The organism is Bacillus sp. SRB_331, assembly GCF_003264175.1.
In the GTDB taxonomy this organism is placed as follows: Bacteria; Bacillota; Bacilli; order Bacillales; family Bacillaceae_G; genus Bacillus_A; species Bacillus_A mycoides.
The window spans coordinates 82,805-96,729 of the sequence record NZ_NADV01000001.1 but is presented as its reverse complement, the minus strand read 5'-3'; the positions used below and the strand labels follow the sequence as shown (position 1 = coordinate 96,729).

Sequence of the window (13,925 nt, the reverse complement as noted above, 5' to 3'; positions counted from 1 at the left end):
TTTACTGCCTTATCCAAATTATAAAAAACATTTGACTTAGAGTATACTCTAACAAATACAATCTAACCATGATAAATTAATTTGAATTTAGGAGGCTTTTATATGAAATATACTGTTATTACTGGTGCTAGTTCAGGAATTGGCTATGAATCCGCTTTAGCCTTTGCATCTCGCGGAAAAAACTTAATACTTGTAGCTCGAAGACAAGCAGAATTAGAAGAATTAAAATTGAAAATTAACGAAATGCATCCGGAATTGGATGTTGTCATTCGAAGAACTGATTTATCAGTCACTGAAGAAGTTTATAAATTTTATGAAAGTCTACAAAGTTTTCAAATTGAAACGTGGATTAACAACGCAGGTTTTGGTAATTTCGCCTCAATTGCTGAACAAAATTTAAACAAGATAGAAACGATGTTGCATGTAAATATAGAAGCACTAACAATACTATCTTCCCTTTTCGTTCGAGATTATTCAATGACCGAAGGAACACAGCTTATTAACGTTTCATCAGGCGGTGGATATACGATTGTTGCCAATGCTGTTACGTATTGCGCTACGAAATTTTATGTAAGTGCATTTACTGAAGGACTATCTCACGAACTGAAAGAACAAGGTGCAAAACTACAAGCAAAAGTTTTAGCTCCTGGTGCAACTGAAACAGAATTCGCAAAACGTTCATTTGATATTGATGAGTTCCAATACGATAATGTTGTACCGAAATTCCACACTGCAAAACAAATGGCACAATTTATGCTCGACCTTTATGATAGCGATAAAGTTGTAGGACTTGTCGATGGTTCTACTTATAACTATGAGCTTAAAAATCCCATTTTTAATTTTGCAGTAAGACAAACGAATTCAAATTCTTAACAACATCTCATTTCTAATTAAAATATAGATACCCACTATTTCTTAAATAATAGTGGGCCTTTTTTCTCTCTAAAAATTTCATCCAACATGCCGAATCATCGCCACTTCATCACAATAATTGACTTTTGGACAATGTCTACAATCAACCCATACTTTCTCTGGCAGCAATTCTTTATTTACAAAATCAAATCCACACTTTTGAAAAAAATCCGTTTCATATGTTAAAGAAATTACTCTATTCACTTTTATTTTTGCTGCCTCATTCATTACATGATTCACTAACATACGCCCTATCCCTTTTCCTGCATATGTATGCGAAACTACTAACGATCGTACTTCTGCAAGATCCTCTCCTAACACATGTAAACCAGCAACTCCAATAACATTCTCTTCTTCTTTCATGACATATAAACATTGTAAATATTGATAAAGAGACAAGAGAGAACGTGGCAAAACAACTCCCTCTTTCGCGTACACTTCAATTAAGTTATAAATCTCTTTCACATCACTTGTAACCGCATTACAAATTTCCATATTATATCCCCTTACCCAGCACATTAATATTTATAAAAAATGAATATTAATTCGTAATTTTATATAATAATACATCCCTCTTTTCTCCTCGTCAATTATTTTTCTGAATTTTATCCCGCATTAACGGGCAGTAAGACTCCCACCTCAAAATTCGGCTGAAGCAAAGAAGGTAGATGGGAGATCAACTGCCCCTAAACGCCCGATTGGTTCAACTAATAATCAGTGGTGGATGAACAAAACCCCCACTGATTAAAGTTTCACTTTACACAAACAAAAAACCAAGCAACTTAATCGATGCTTGGTTCTTCATTTCGTATCGGTAATACCGTTGAATATTTAATTTCACGAAGTGCTAAACTCGTCTGTATACGTGTAATACCAAGCTTATTCAGCTTTCTAATAAAATGCTCCAGTTCCTTACGATCACGATTTGCAACTTTTAATAAATAATCATACTCTCCTGTTAAACAGTGACATTCTAACACTTCAGGCATAGATTCTAATTCTCGTTCTAACACTTCAAGCTTTTCATACTGATGAATATTCGTGCTCATAAAAATGAAACATAATAAATCAAATCCAAGCTTTTCTTGATTTAAAATTGCTACTTGCTTATCAATGAATCCTTCCCCGTCTAATCTTTTTATTCTTGCATGCATAGCAGCTGGTGATAAATTAACGCGGCGTGCTAGTTCTGCATTACTTACTTGTGACTCCTTCTGCAATATATCTAAAATTTGTACATCTAAATCATCTAACACTTTAATAACAGATGACTCCATCAAAATCCCTCCTTTTTTCTTACCGATGATTATTCGAAGAAACATCTCATAACTTATATAAAACTGAATATTTTTCTGCAAAATAGATTTCTAACGAAACATTTTATCGAGTTTTCACCATTATACAAAAGAATATATTAGATAATAAAGAAAAATGCTAAAATTATTTACAGTTCATTCTTATTTCAACAAAGGGGTTTTTAGCATGCCTTATTTTTATGTCTTTTTACTATTATTAACAAGCTTATTATGGGGAGGAAATTTCGTCGTTGGGAAATCACTCGTCGATCATGCATCTCCGATGACACTGACAAGTTTAAGATGGCTAATTGCGATCATTTGTTTATTACCAATGGTATGGTTTAAAGAGAAGAAAATCATTCCACCACGCTCTGCAATACTTCCGTTAATACTTATGGGAATTTCAGGAGTCGTTCTTTTTAACATTTTTCAATTTTTAGCACTAGAAAAAACATCCGCAACGAATGTAGGTCTTATTTCTACATTGAACGCTATTTCAATTGCATTATTTTCTGTGCTATTTCTAAAAGAAAAAGTAAATACACTTCAAATTCTTTCTATGATTCTTTCATTTTTCGGGGTTATGCTCGTCCTTTTAAAAGGAAATTTCGCTCTTTTATTTTCACTACATTTTAATAGCGGAGATTTATGGATGATTGCGGCTGTTTGTATTTGGGGAATCTATTCTGTTTGTAGTAAATGGGCTACAAAAACAACTACACCACTCATGGCAACATTATATTCTGGTATTTTCGGCGTTATTTTATTACTACCATTTAACATAGGAAGCTTCACTGTTTCCAATATTAATTCTTCTTTCATTACATCACTTTTATATACAGGACTCATTTCAACGGTACTTTGTATGGTGTTTTGGAATATTGGTGTACAGAAATTAGGCGCTACTACATCGGGGGTTTTTCTAAATTTCAATCCAATTTTCACAGCTATTTTAGCATTTATTTTCCTTGGAGAAGAACTAACATGGATTCAAATTTTCGGGACAATTATCGTCGTTACAGGGTGCTATTTATTCTCTCATTTTAAAACTGTTTCTCCTCAGACGACTAGAGCTTTAGTACGAAAGCATTCTTAATGAAAAAGCATCACCACCTTGAATTTCCCACAAAAAGTTATGCTCCTCAACCGTCTGTGAAAAATCCCCTTTCTCCCAGCGCTCTAAAGTAGAAAGTAGCTTTGATTTATATTTAAAATTAGTACTGCTTTCTACTGCGTTCTTCGCACTACTAATTTCCTTATTTGTCATTTCGATAAATCCCCATTTCTCAGAGGATTTCACTTTTTGATGTACCATCCTATGCATTGTAGAAATAATTTCATCTTCACTAACTTGTGGCTTCTCTTCCTTTACTTTCTTCTCCTGTTGATCCATTACTTTTTGTACTTTAAGGCTCTTCTCCTCCTCCTCTATATAATTAAGAAGTTTAGTAACACCGAATACAGCTCCTACCGCAATTACAATCATTGTAATTGTCCCTATTATCCATTTTTTCATATTATGTACTCCCCATTCCCCCTAATAATTACATAAACAAATGGAATCGCCTGCACATAGTCGATTCCATTTGTTTCCTTATTTTATTTTAAGCCTTCATCGCTTCTCGTACAATGTAACTGTCCACATATTGCTTAAATTTCACGATTTTTCCATTTTTAAGCTGCCATACATGAACAAATTCCGCCTCAAATGATTTTCCCGTCTCTTTATAAACTCCTGAATAAACACCTTCAGCAATAATTACATCTTTTCCGTTTACTTCATGGTACGTCTTTACACTCGCTTTATAATCATCCCATTCTGATCCTAAACGACTAAATACATTTTCCATTATAGCTTCTGTACCTATATACGTTCCGCCGTACGGAAAACCTGCTGCCTCTGTCCACTCTACTTTTTCAGAGAGAGCTTCCGCTAAATGTTTTGCATTTGAAGAAGATGGTCCTTCATATGTGCTTTGAATAATTTCTAAATTTGTTTTTTGCTTCATTATTTTTTCACCCCAAACGTGTTTGCCGCTAAAACAAGTCCAATTTCTAACGCTTTAACGTGCGGGAACCGCTCCTTTATTGCCGTTTGAATTTCTTCACTTGAAGGATTTCCTGCAAGAACTTCGTCAAATGCAACTAAATATTTACGAGTATGTTTAATCGCGTCTGCTGTATTTGGTACGTCATAATCACGATGACCCGCTACAACAATTTCAGGATGAAGATTTTCAAGTTCACTTAATGTTTCTAACCATTTATGACGAGCTTCAGCATCTGTTTCTAACGTCCATACGAAAGTATTGTTATAAACGATATCGCCTGTAACAACGGCTTTTAATGATGGAATCCATACATAACTATTATTCGGTGTATCACCTTGCAAACCACCTTTAATGATTAAATCATTTCCCTCTAAAATCAATTTCTCTTCTGTTAATTCCTCTGGAACAATTGGTTGATGCGGAACATTATGCCCAATAGATGGTTTCCACTGTTCCACTTTCTTCTCAAATGTGTTACGAATATCTTCAACAGTATTCCGTAATGCAACAATCTTCGCTTCTGGAAATGCTTCATGTAATACATTTAATCCAAAATAGTGATCTGGATGGAAATGAGTCACATAAATATGAGTTAAATTCTTTCCTGTTTCAATAATTTGAGCTGCTAAACGGTGCGCATCACTTAATAAAAATTGTGCATCGATAAGAATTGCATCTTTTTCTCCGTATACAATTGTGGATGTAACTTGAAATGCTTGCTCAGATCCTGTAAAAACCTCTAAATGTAATTTTGACATGTTATTTCCTCCACTTTTTATTTACTCTTTTATATTCCTTTATTCTTTAAGCTTCATTCTAGTTGTAACTAATTTAGTCACAACTAGAATGAAAAAATATATGAATCATTTTATTACTAATCGACTTGATGTAATCATTATAGTTACATCAAGTCGTCAAGTCAACACTTAAAAAATGAAATTTACTTCGTCTTCATTACTTTCTCTTTTAAGAAACGATCTACATATCCTTCTGCTTTTACAACGAATAAATACGCACCCATTGATAATAATGCAAGATCTAATTCATATCCCGGATTCTTTCCATCTCCTAATAAGCCTGCTGCTCCATTTACCTTTACGATAGCTCCAGCCAAAATAAGAGCGAATAACAATCCTACATACCTCACGCCTAAACCGATAATCAATAATATACCACCAACTAATTCAACTGTTGCTACGCCGTATGCAAGACCACCTGGTAAACCGATGCTTGTAAACCATCCTGCTACGTTATCAATACCTGATTGAAACTTTGCTAAACCGTGTGCAAAAAAAGTAACTCCTAATACGATACGAATAATTAAATTCCCAATATATTGATTCATTCTGAACTCTCCTTTTTTGTTTTGTTATGGTGAACATTTATTCACAAGACAAAACAATACGGTATTTCTTTTCATTCGTCAAATACTTTTTTAAAGAAACCAAAAAACATTATCCTTTTTGCAGATAATGTTTTTTATAAAATAGTGCTAATTCAAGCTTTCGCTCTATTACTTAGAAAAAAGTTGAAAATTTTTCCCAGCACCTATATAAGACAATAAAGACACATCTTCTTCCATCACCATTCCAACAACATTCACTTTCCTATCTTCAGGTAAATCATTTATAACTATTTGCATTTCACCAGCATATCTACCATACAATTCATTATCAATTGTAATACTGCCTCGTTTTCTTGAAATTGTATTCATCGGTTGTAATGCAACTTTATTTTCTTCGCGCGATTCTACAGAACGAATTACATCACGAGCCGGATCTAACCTATTTGTATGCACTTGCTCTACCACTTTTAATACTTCACTTGCATTTATAAATGACTCATATCGCACTGGAATAATCCCACCACTCGCACTCGAGATTTCTTGTACACTTTCTAGGCTCCCGCTTATGTCTCCAATTAACACTTTATCAATGTCACACTCTTGAACAAGTTCTAAATACGCTTCAAGTGACCGCATATAGCGGTGCTTTTCTAAAGTTGGTAAACCCTCATATAACGGACCACGTTTTTCACCATCTCCTGAAATAAATGCCATCGTTTTTATTCCGCACTCATGTAAGTATTCGTTTTGTTTTTGTAAGAAGGACTTTGCTAATCCTGTTTCTGGACGCGGATAAAAATTATGCCACGCTTCTACATTCTCTACTTTTATATTTTCTATGATTAACTCTGTCCAAAATGAATCTGTAATCGTACTCGCATTTAAAGCTACCTTCATCTTATGAGATACACGTGCGATTTCTTTTGGCGTAATACCGTAATCCATTCGTAAACCAGTAATGCCAAAGTCTAATAACTCTTCCACATTTTCATACGTCATCCCTAAATGGTTTAACGATTTTGGAGAGACATCAACCATTAATTCCATTTCATTTTCGAGAGCTTGTTTCCCAAGTATTTGAATTAACTCCTTATACGTATTCGGATCATCTTCTGGAATGTGAAGAGATGTAAAAATAGATGAAAATCCGTTTTCTTTCGCTAGTTTTAACCATGCTTCTTGTTTCTCTACGCGCTCTTTTGAAAGATAAATTGAAACTCCTATCATATGAATCTCTCCTTCTATTAATATAAAAAAAGAGAAAGGAATCCCTTTCTCTATATGTTTTCTGCCATTTCTTCTTTAAAGCCGAAGAAGTACGTAAAGATGAATCCGAACGTATATGCAACTACTAATCCAAGGAAATATAATAAATATTTATTATCAGCAATTAACGGAATTAATGATAATCCTGATACACCTATTCCGAGTGAAGCCGTTTTCATAACAGCTTGGAATGCACCACCGACAGCCGCTCCTAAACAAGCAGTAATAAACGGTTTCCCAAGTGGCAATGTAACCCCGTATAATAGCGGTTCGCCAATTCCTAAAAATCCTACTGGTAATCCACCTTTAATCACATTACGAAGGCGTTTATTTTTTGTTTTCACATAAATTGCAATTGCTGCTCCTACTTGCCCAGCGCCAGCCATTGCTAATACTGGTAATAAAGGCGTTACGTGCGTTTGATTAATAAATTCCATATGAATCGGTGTTAAACCGTGATGTAATCCGACCATTACGAGAGGTAAAAATGTTCCGGCAAGCACAGCTCCAGCAAATGCTCCGCCAACATTTAAAATTGCATTAATACCGCTTGTAATACCATCAGATAAGAAGCCTGCTACTGGCTGAATCGCTAACATCGTTACTATACTTACAGCTAATACAGTAATGAGTGGTGTCACAATAATATCAACTGCATTTGGTACAGCTTTTCGCACTCGTCTCTCAACTACAACCATAAGCCATGCTGCAAAAATAACTGCAAATAATCCGCCCCGTCCGGGTACGAGCGCTTCACCAAATAATTTTACGTTCGCCATCGCTGGGTTAAAAATTAAAATACCTGCAATTGCCCCAAGAACTGGTGTCCCGCCAAATTCTTTCGCTGTATTCCAACCGACTAAAATTCCTAAGAATGTAAAGATACCGCCGCCAATAAGTAGTAGCATTTGTAGCCACGTTGCATTCGGGTCAGCACCTGCGTTTTTCGCAAAGTTAGCGACCCCATTTATAATTCCTGACGCAACAAGCCCCGGAATTAGCGGAATGAAAATACTTCCTATTTTTCTTAAAAAGTTTTTCACTGGTGTATTATTTTTCTTCTTAATCTCTGACTTCATCTCTTGCCCAAGATCTTCAAGGTGGTGATCTGCCACCTCACCAATTCGCAGTCCCGTTAAACCTTCCATCTCAGCTGCTACTTTATTTACTGTCCCTGGTCCAACAACAACTTGAAGCGTCTCATCTTCAATAACGCCCATAACCCCTTCAACCTTTTTCAAAAGGTCCATATTCACTTTACTTTCATCATGAAGCGTTAATCGCAGTCTCGTCATACAATGAGCAATGCCATGAATATTTTTTACTCCCCCAAGTTGCTCTGAAATCTCTTTGGCCATTCTCTCTTCTTTCTTCATAATAGAATCCCCCTCCCCAAAGTTTAAAGTGCTTTCTTCACAAATCCTTTCGCACCTTTTAATTTTTCTAGTGCTTCCCCATATTCACACTGTAGTAATATCATAACGATTGCAGCTTTCACATTTCGATCTGCTTTCTCATAACACTCTGTAGCTACTTTATAACTAGCGCCTGTCGCTTCAACAATAATTCGTTTTGAGCGTTCTACCAATTTTTCATTTGTAGATTGAACATCTACCATTAAGTTTTTATATACTTTCCCTACACCAATCATAGACGCTGTAGAAATCATATTGAGTACTAACTTTTGCGCTGTGCCTGCCTTCAACCGTGTTGAGCCTGTTAATATTTCTGCGCCTGTTTCCACTTCCACATTTAGTTTTACATATTTACTTATTTCAGCATTTTTATTACAGGAAATACTAGCTGTACTTGCTCCCACGCTACTTGCATATTTCAATCCGCCAATTACATAGGGTGTTCTACCACTTGCTGCAATTCCAATAACCGTATCTTTCTCGTTTAATCCAATACTTTTTAAATCTTCTTTTGCTAACTCTTCACGATCTTCGGCACCTTCCACCGCCTTAGTAAGCGCTTTCAATCCACCTGCTATAAATCCTTGAACCATTTTATCATCTGTTCCAAATGTCGGGGGACATTCTACTGCGTCTAAAATGCCTAAACGGCCACTCGTACCAGCCCCAATATAAATTAAACGGCCTTCTTCTTCAAAAGACTTAGTAACAATTTGTACAACCTTTTCAATTTCTTCTATTTCATTTTCAACTGCTAACGCAACAGTTCGATCTTCTTCATTCATACTTTGTAACACTTCTTTTATACTCATCTCATCTAAATTCATCGTCTTCTCATTGCGATGTTCTGTAGATAAATTTTCTAACATATTGTCACCCTCTTCGAAATTATATTTCACACTTTTATTATAACTTCAAGAAACTAAAAATCAATAACTCTTTCTTATTTTATGAAATAAAATTTCACAACATGACATATTTGTGTCAAAGATAATAAAAAAGATGAGTCTCCCCATCTTTTCTTCTACTTCAATTTCCGTAACCGTAATGCTTCTTCTCTCGTCTCCATAAATTGATCTAATACTTTATTACCAATTCGATTGAAAGTAATCACATATAAAGCATCAATCATATTCAGTTGCGTCATTCTCGAAGCAATACTCGCAATGCGATGGTCTTGCTCTACATCTGGCATACAAAGGCGAATGTCTGCCGCTTTATATAACGGAGATGATTGGTCTAGCTTCGTAATCGCAATAACTGTAGCCCCTCGCTTCTTCGCATATTGCGCCATTTCAAGTACATCTTTCGTACGACCAGAAGTTGAAATCGCAACAAATATATCTCCCTCTTTTAAATTCGTGACGAGTGGCAACATCATATGAAAATCAGATAGCATCATTGCAGTAAATCCAAGCCTTGTAAATTTATAAGCCCCGTCCATCGCCGGAGTAGCCGATCCGCCTACTCCGTAAAATATAATTTTATCCGCATTTACAATACGATCTGCAGCTTTCTCAAGTTCCTTTTTATCTATCGCAGTAACGCTCGCCTCAATTGCAGCTTTATTCACATATGTAACTTTATTAAACAAATCGTACGGTCCATCTTCCGTATTCATCACTGAAAAATCATTAATATTATAATCAGCAATCGTTAATTCACGAACGAGCGCTATCTTAAATGCTTTAAAGCTTCCGATTCCAATCGATTTACAAAAGCGAACAACACTCGCCTCACTTGCACCTGCATTCGTTGACACTTCTTTCGTCGTTAAATTCGGAACAATCTCAGCATTCTCCATTATGTACATGGCAACCTTCTTTTCAGCTGGTGAAAATTGATCCATATTACTTTCAATTTTAAATAGTAGTGTTGAAGCTTTCACTATTTAACCTCCACTTCTTACGGTTGCGTATATTCTCTAATATCATTTGTATCATATAGATAAAAACCATCATTGCCAGGTGGATGGTGAACAATTACAGTTCGATCCCCTTTTTTATATGACGTTATTTCACCTTCAGATCGCTGTTTTTCCCATCCATGTATCCAAATTGCAAAGTCAGGTACAAAAGCAGTGTACTTATAGTCTTTCGGGTTTTCGTCTTCTACATAGGAAGAAAAAATAGAAACTGGAAAATTTTTCACTTTTGACTCTTTCCATGCAGTAAATGGTATACATAGTGCAATAAGTATGATTACACCTATAACTTTCCCCTTTGTAATCTTCACACTTCCCTCTCCTTGTCATATCACATACATAGATTTTATCATAATTACAATCCATTCATGCTACATGACCACTGCATTTTGCAATAAAAAAAGAGCTTACCTACATCAGATAAGCCCTTCCTCTCTATACAAAATACTTCTTCAAAAGCGGCGGCGTAATAATTGTCGTCAATATAACAACAATGACAATCGCTGTGAAATTTTCTTTCGCTAACAAATTCGCCGCAAGTCCATTTGCTGCAATGATAAGCGCTACTTCCCCGCGCGACACCATTCCCGCACCAATACTAATAGAAGATTGTAAGTTAAATCCTGTTAGTCTTGCTCCTAAACCTGATCCGATTAACTTTGTGAAAATTGCGATGAGCGTCATAATGATAATGAACCAAAGTTGGCTTCCGATACCTTGAAATGTAATTTCCATTCCAATACTTACGAAGAAAACCGGTACGAATATCGCGTAAGCAATCGGTTCAATTTTATGTTCCACTTCATGCTTATACTCTGTTTGCGAAATCGCAATTCCTGCTGCAAATGCCCCAATAATACCTGCGATTCCCATCATTTCACTGTAATACGAAAAAGAGAAACAAATAATAAGTGCAGCACTAATTAACGCTTCTGTTACGCGAAGTGGTACGAGCATTTTCATAATCCACGGAACAACTTTCCAAGCGATGAAAACAATACTTACAAAAAAGATGATTTTCTTTGCAATGACTAGCGTTACATTTACATCTTGTGTGCCTAAAAAACTCATGACAAACGCTAATAAAATAACGACAATTACATCATCAAATACAGCTGCACCTAAAATCGTCGTACTTTCTCTCGTATTCATTTTCCCTAAATCTCTTAGCGTTTGAACAGAAATACTAACCGATGTGGCACAAAGTAATAACCCTAAAAAGATCGCATGCGACTGTAACATTCCAAAAGCAAGCCCTGCTAAATACCCACCAAGGAATGGGAAAATAATTCCTCCCATCGCTACTGCGAATGCAGATTTTAAATTACGATTTAACTCTTCTAAATCAGTTTCGAGTCCTGCCATAAACATAAGTAGCAAAACACCGATTTCGCTAAGCTCATCAATAAGTTCTGAACTATTAATAATACCTAGCACAGCAGGACCGATAATAATACCAACGATTAATTTACCAAGTACAGAGGGCTGGCCGAGTCTTACGCTAATATCACCAGCTAATTTCGTACAAAGTAAAATGACGACAAGTTCAAAATAAAATAACATAACATCTTCTCCTACTTTATAAAGTGAAACTTTAATCAGTGGGGAATTTCCCCATCCTCACTGATTATTAGTTAAACCAATCGGGCATTTACGGCAGTTAATGCGGGATAAAGTGAGACTTTAATGAGTGGTTTTGTCACTCTGTTAACCCTCGTCCATTCCTGCAAGTAGTTTCCCCTATTCATTCGCATTTTATTTGTCACATTTTTATTTGACAAAATATTCTGAATTGTAATAAAATTAATCCAGAAATTTCAAAAAACTACATACCATAACTGTACCTTTATTCACTTACGTACTCTTTTCCAATAGATTCACACTATTCGCAGTTATGGAGATGAAAAATGGGAGGAGAGTCCAAAGTGAAGTCATTATTACGAAAAAAAGCGCTTAGTACTGAATCACCACGACAGCTAGATAGAACATTAACGGCACTCGATTTAACGTTTTTAGGAATCGGCGCCGTAATTGGGACAGGGATTTTTGTATTAACAGGTATCGTAGCGGCAAAACATTCTGGCCCTGGTATTATGTTATCATTCCTTATTGCTGCATTTACTTGTGCTTGTGTAGCCTTTTGTTATGCTGAATTCGCGTCTTCTATACCAGTCTCAGGCAGTGTTTACACTTATGCATACATGACTGTCGGAGAAGTTGTCGCCTTTATCGTTGGTTGGTGTTTAATGCTCGAATATTTACTTGCCGTCGCCGCAGTAGCTGTCGGTTGGTCTGGTTATTTACAATCTTTACTACAAGGATTTAACATCCATCTGCCCGCCATAATAGCCTCGGCCCCTGGTACAGGAAAAGGTGGTCTCATTGATTTACCAGCTGCTTGTATTTTACTTCTCATTACTGGGCTTTTAAGTTTTGGTATACGCGAAAGCGCACGCATTAATAATGTTATGGTCCTTATAAAATTAGCAGTTATTATCGCCTTTATCGTAGCAGGTGCAAAATATGTAAAGCCTGAAAATTGGACACCGTTCATTCCATTCGGGTACGACGGTATTATTACCGGAGCTGCCACTGTCTTCTTCGCCTTTTTAGGTTTTGATGCAATCGCAACCGCGGCAGAAGAAACGAAAAAACCGCAGCGTGATTTACCAATTGGCATTATCGGTTCCCTTCTTATTTGTACAGTTTTATACATGATCGTATCTTTCGTTTTAACAGGCATGGTTCCTTATACGCAATTAGACGTTTCTGATCCAGTTGCATTTGCACTACATTTCGTTGGTGAAGATACTATTGCGGGGCTACTTGCAGTTGGTGCGATGACAGGAATGACAACCGTTCTTTTAGTCGTTATGTATGGACAAGTTCGTGTTTCTTATGCAATGAGCCGAGACGGCTTACTCCCAAAAGCTTTATCACGCGTAAATAAAAAAGTAAAAATCCCTTTATTAAACACATGGATTACTGGAGTATTTGCAGCTTTATTAGCAGGACTTTTAGACCTACATTTACTAGCGAATTTAGTAAACATCGGTACGTTAACAGCCTTCACATTCGTTTGCTTTGCTGTACTTATTTTACGGAAAACTCATCCTGATTTAAAACGAGGCTTTCGTACACCTCTCGTACCTGCACTACCGGTTGTCGCTATTCTTTGTTGTTTATATTTAATGACTAATTTGTCCAAAACAACATGGATCAGCTTTGCAATTTGGCTTATAGTCGGTTTATGCGTCTACTTCTTCTACTCTAGAAAACATAGTCATCTAGCTAATGAAAAAACAAATGATGAGACGAAAGAAGCATAACAAAATAGCTCGCCGGTAAAACGGCGAGCTATTTTCATGTTCTATTATGTTTTTTCGTTAACGTTTGTAAAATGATAAATATACCGATGCAAGTGAGTACATAACCTGCAACTTTTGCATACTTATCTCCCCTTACTTCGTCTCTTTCTTTTTCTTTCTCCACGCGTTTACACTATCAAAGAAAAAGTTAATAAATAGCGTTCCTAATCCCGCTAATAAAAATGTCATTAAAAATAGAATCCATATACTTTTATCTTTTAATAAATAATATCCTACAAGGAGCACAACGGCGATCCATACATATTCAAGAATTCTTTTTAGCTTTTTCTCTTCCAAATTATTCGCTCCCTTTTTCTATACTACTTTTAGTATAACAAAAAAAAAG

Annotated in this window: 15 protein-coding genes and 1 pseudogene; 3 read left to right on the top strand and 13 right to left on the bottom strand. The window is 35.9% G+C overall.

The features are described 5' to 3' along the window. Nucleotides 1-102 precede the first annotated feature (102 nt). Nucleotides 103-873 (top strand): SDR family NAD(P)-dependent oxidoreductase, encoded by a 771-nt coding sequence (locus B5P42_RS00590; protein ID WP_002087389.1) that lies wholly within the window; start codon nt 103-105, stop codon nt 871-873. A gap of 78 nt (nt 874-951) precedes the next feature. Here B5P42_RS00590 and B5P42_RS00585 read toward each other — a convergent pair whose 3' ends face one another. Next, the gene (locus tag B5P42_RS00585) at nt 952-1,407 is read right to left on the bottom strand and encodes an N-acetyltransferase (RefSeq protein WP_113733376.1); all 456 of its coding nucleotides are present in this window, start codon (nt 1,405-1,407) and stop codon (nt 952-954) included. 287 nt (nt 1,408-1,694) lie between these two features. Beyond that, nucleotides 1,695-2,189 (bottom strand): Lrp/AsnC family transcriptional regulator, encoded by a 495-nt coding sequence (locus B5P42_RS00580; protein WP_002140498.1) that lies wholly within the window; start codon nt 2,187-2,189, stop codon nt 1,695-1,697. 205 nt (nt 2,190-2,394) lie between these two features. Here B5P42_RS00580 and B5P42_RS00575 point away from each other — a divergent pair, with 205 nt between their 5' ends. After that, a complete protein-coding gene (locus B5P42_RS00575) occupies nt 2,395-3,306 on the top strand; it encodes a DMT family transporter (protein ID WP_113733375.1) in 912 nt (303 codons plus the stop codon). A 9-nt stretch (nt 3,307-3,315) separates the two neighbouring features. Here the strand turns inward: B5P42_RS00575 and B5P42_RS00570 are convergent. The 10 genes and pseudogenes from B5P42_RS00570 to B5P42_RS00525 all read right to left on the bottom strand — a co-directional run. After that, a pseudogene (locus tag B5P42_RS00570) lies at nt 3,316-3,726 on the bottom strand (DUF6241 domain-containing protein); the annotation flags it as partial. A gap of 88 nt (nt 3,727-3,814) precedes the next feature. Beyond that, the gene (locus tag B5P42_RS00565) at nt 3,815-4,219 is read right to left on the bottom strand and encodes a nuclear transport factor 2 family protein (RefSeq protein WP_113733373.1); all 405 of its coding nucleotides are present in this window, start codon (nt 4,217-4,219) and stop codon (nt 3,815-3,817) included. Then, nucleotides 4,219-5,019, bottom strand: a complete 801-nt coding sequence (locus tag B5P42_RS00560; RefSeq protein ID WP_113733372.1) for an MBL fold metallo-hydrolase — start codon at nt 5,017-5,019, stop codon at nt 4,219-4,221. Before B5P42_RS00560 ends, B5P42_RS00565 begins: the two co-directional genes overlap by 1 nt. Nucleotides 5,020-5,201: 182 nt before the next feature. After that, nucleotides 5,202-5,606 carry a DoxX family protein gene (locus B5P42_RS00555; protein ID WP_001077751.1) on the bottom strand — a complete coding sequence of 135 codons (405 nt, stop codon included), beginning with the start codon at nt 5,604-5,606 and terminating at the stop codon, nt 5,202-5,204. 168 nt (nt 5,607-5,774) lie between these two features. Next, nucleotides 5,775-6,833 carry a DUF871 domain-containing protein gene (locus tag B5P42_RS00550; protein ID WP_113733371.1) on the bottom strand — a complete coding sequence of 353 codons (1,059 nt, stop codon included), beginning with the start codon at nt 6,831-6,833 and terminating at the stop codon, nt 5,775-5,777. 50 nt (nt 6,834-6,883) lie between these two features. Then, the gene (locus B5P42_RS00545; RefSeq protein ID WP_113733370.1) at nt 6,884-8,248 is read right to left on the bottom strand and encodes a PTS transporter subunit EIIC; all 1,365 of its coding nucleotides are present in this window, start codon (nt 8,246-8,248) and stop codon (nt 6,884-6,886) included. 23 nt (nt 8,249-8,271) lie between these two features. Beyond that, nucleotides 8,272-9,156, bottom strand: coding sequence for an N-acetylmuramic acid 6-phosphate etherase (gene murQ, locus B5P42_RS00540; protein WP_113733369.1), 885 nt, complete (start codon nt 9,154-9,156; stop codon nt 8,272-8,274). 155 nt (nt 9,157-9,311) lie between these two features. Continuing rightward, entirely contained in the window at nt 9,312-10,175 is an 864-nt protein-coding gene (locus B5P42_RS00535; RefSeq protein ID WP_002029960.1) for a MurR/RpiR family transcriptional regulator, read from the bottom strand. A gap of 17 nt (nt 10,176-10,192) precedes the next feature. Then, nucleotides 10,193-10,522, bottom strand: coding sequence for a hypothetical protein (locus B5P42_RS00530; RefSeq protein WP_000704964.1), 330 nt, complete (start codon nt 10,520-10,522; stop codon nt 10,193-10,195). A 124-nt stretch (nt 10,523-10,646) separates the two neighbouring features. Beyond that, the gene (locus tag B5P42_RS00525; RefSeq protein WP_002010790.1) at nt 10,647-11,774 is read right to left on the bottom strand and encodes a cation:proton antiporter; all 1,128 of its coding nucleotides are present in this window, start codon (nt 11,772-11,774) and stop codon (nt 10,647-10,649) included. Nucleotides 11,775-12,136: 362 nt separating this feature from the next. Here B5P42_RS00525 and bcaP point away from each other — a divergent pair, with 362 nt between their 5' ends. Further along, nucleotides 12,137-13,540: a branched-chain amino acid transporter BcaP gene (bcaP, locus tag B5P42_RS00520; RefSeq protein ID WP_113733460.1), complete on the top strand. Its 1,404-nt coding sequence runs from the start codon at nt 12,137-12,139 to the stop codon at nt 13,538-13,540. Nucleotides 13,541-13,672: 132 nt separating this feature from the next. On the opposite strand, the gene B5P42_RS00515 is transcribed toward bcaP, so the two are convergent. Next, the gene (locus tag B5P42_RS00515; protein ID WP_000391506.1) at nt 13,673-13,876 is read right to left on the bottom strand and encodes a hypothetical protein; all 204 of its coding nucleotides are present in this window, start codon (nt 13,874-13,876) and stop codon (nt 13,673-13,675) included. Between the last annotated feature and the right edge of the window lie 49 nt (nt 13,877-13,925).

Bases quoted from the DNA above. Each gene is read 5' to 3' on its own strand.
- B5P42_RS00590 (WP_002087389.1), top strand. From the start codon at position 103: ATGAAATATACTGTTATTACTGGTGCTAGTTCAGGAATTGGCTATGAA.
- B5P42_RS00585 (WP_113733376.1), bottom strand. From the start codon at position 1,407: ATGGAAATTTGTAATGCGGTTACAAGTGATGTGAAAGAGATTTATAAC.
- B5P42_RS00580 (WP_002140498.1), bottom strand. From the start codon at position 2,189: ATGGAGTCATCTGTTATTAAAGTGTTAGATGATTTAGATGTACAAATT.
- B5P42_RS00575 (WP_113733375.1), top strand. From the start codon at position 2,395: ATGCCTTATTTTTATGTCTTTTTACTATTATTAACAAGCTTATTATGG.
- B5P42_RS00565 (WP_113733373.1), bottom strand. From the start codon at position 4,219: ATGAAGCAAAAAACAAATTTAGAAATTATTCAAAGCACATATGAAGGA.
- B5P42_RS00560 (WP_113733372.1), bottom strand. From the start codon at position 5,019: ATGTCAAAATTACATTTAGAGGTTTTTACAGGATCTGAGCAAGCATTT.
- B5P42_RS00555 (WP_001077751.1), bottom strand. From the start codon at position 5,606: ATGAATCAATATATTGGGAATTTAATTATTCGTATCGTATTAGGAGTT.
- B5P42_RS00550 (WP_113733371.1), bottom strand. From the start codon at position 6,833: ATGATAGGAGTTTCAATTTATCTTTCAAAAGAGCGCGTAGAGAAACAA.
- B5P42_RS00545 (WP_113733370.1), bottom strand. From the start codon at position 8,248: ATGAAGAAAGAAGAGAGAATGGCCAAAGAGATTTCAGAGCAACTTGGG.
- murQ (WP_113733369.1), bottom strand. From the start codon at position 9,156: ATGTTAGAAAATTTATCTACAGAACATCGCAATGAGAAGACGATGAAT.
- B5P42_RS00525 (WP_002010790.1), bottom strand. From the start codon at position 11,774: ATGTTATTTTATTTTGAACTTGTCGTCATTTTACTTTGTACGAAATTA.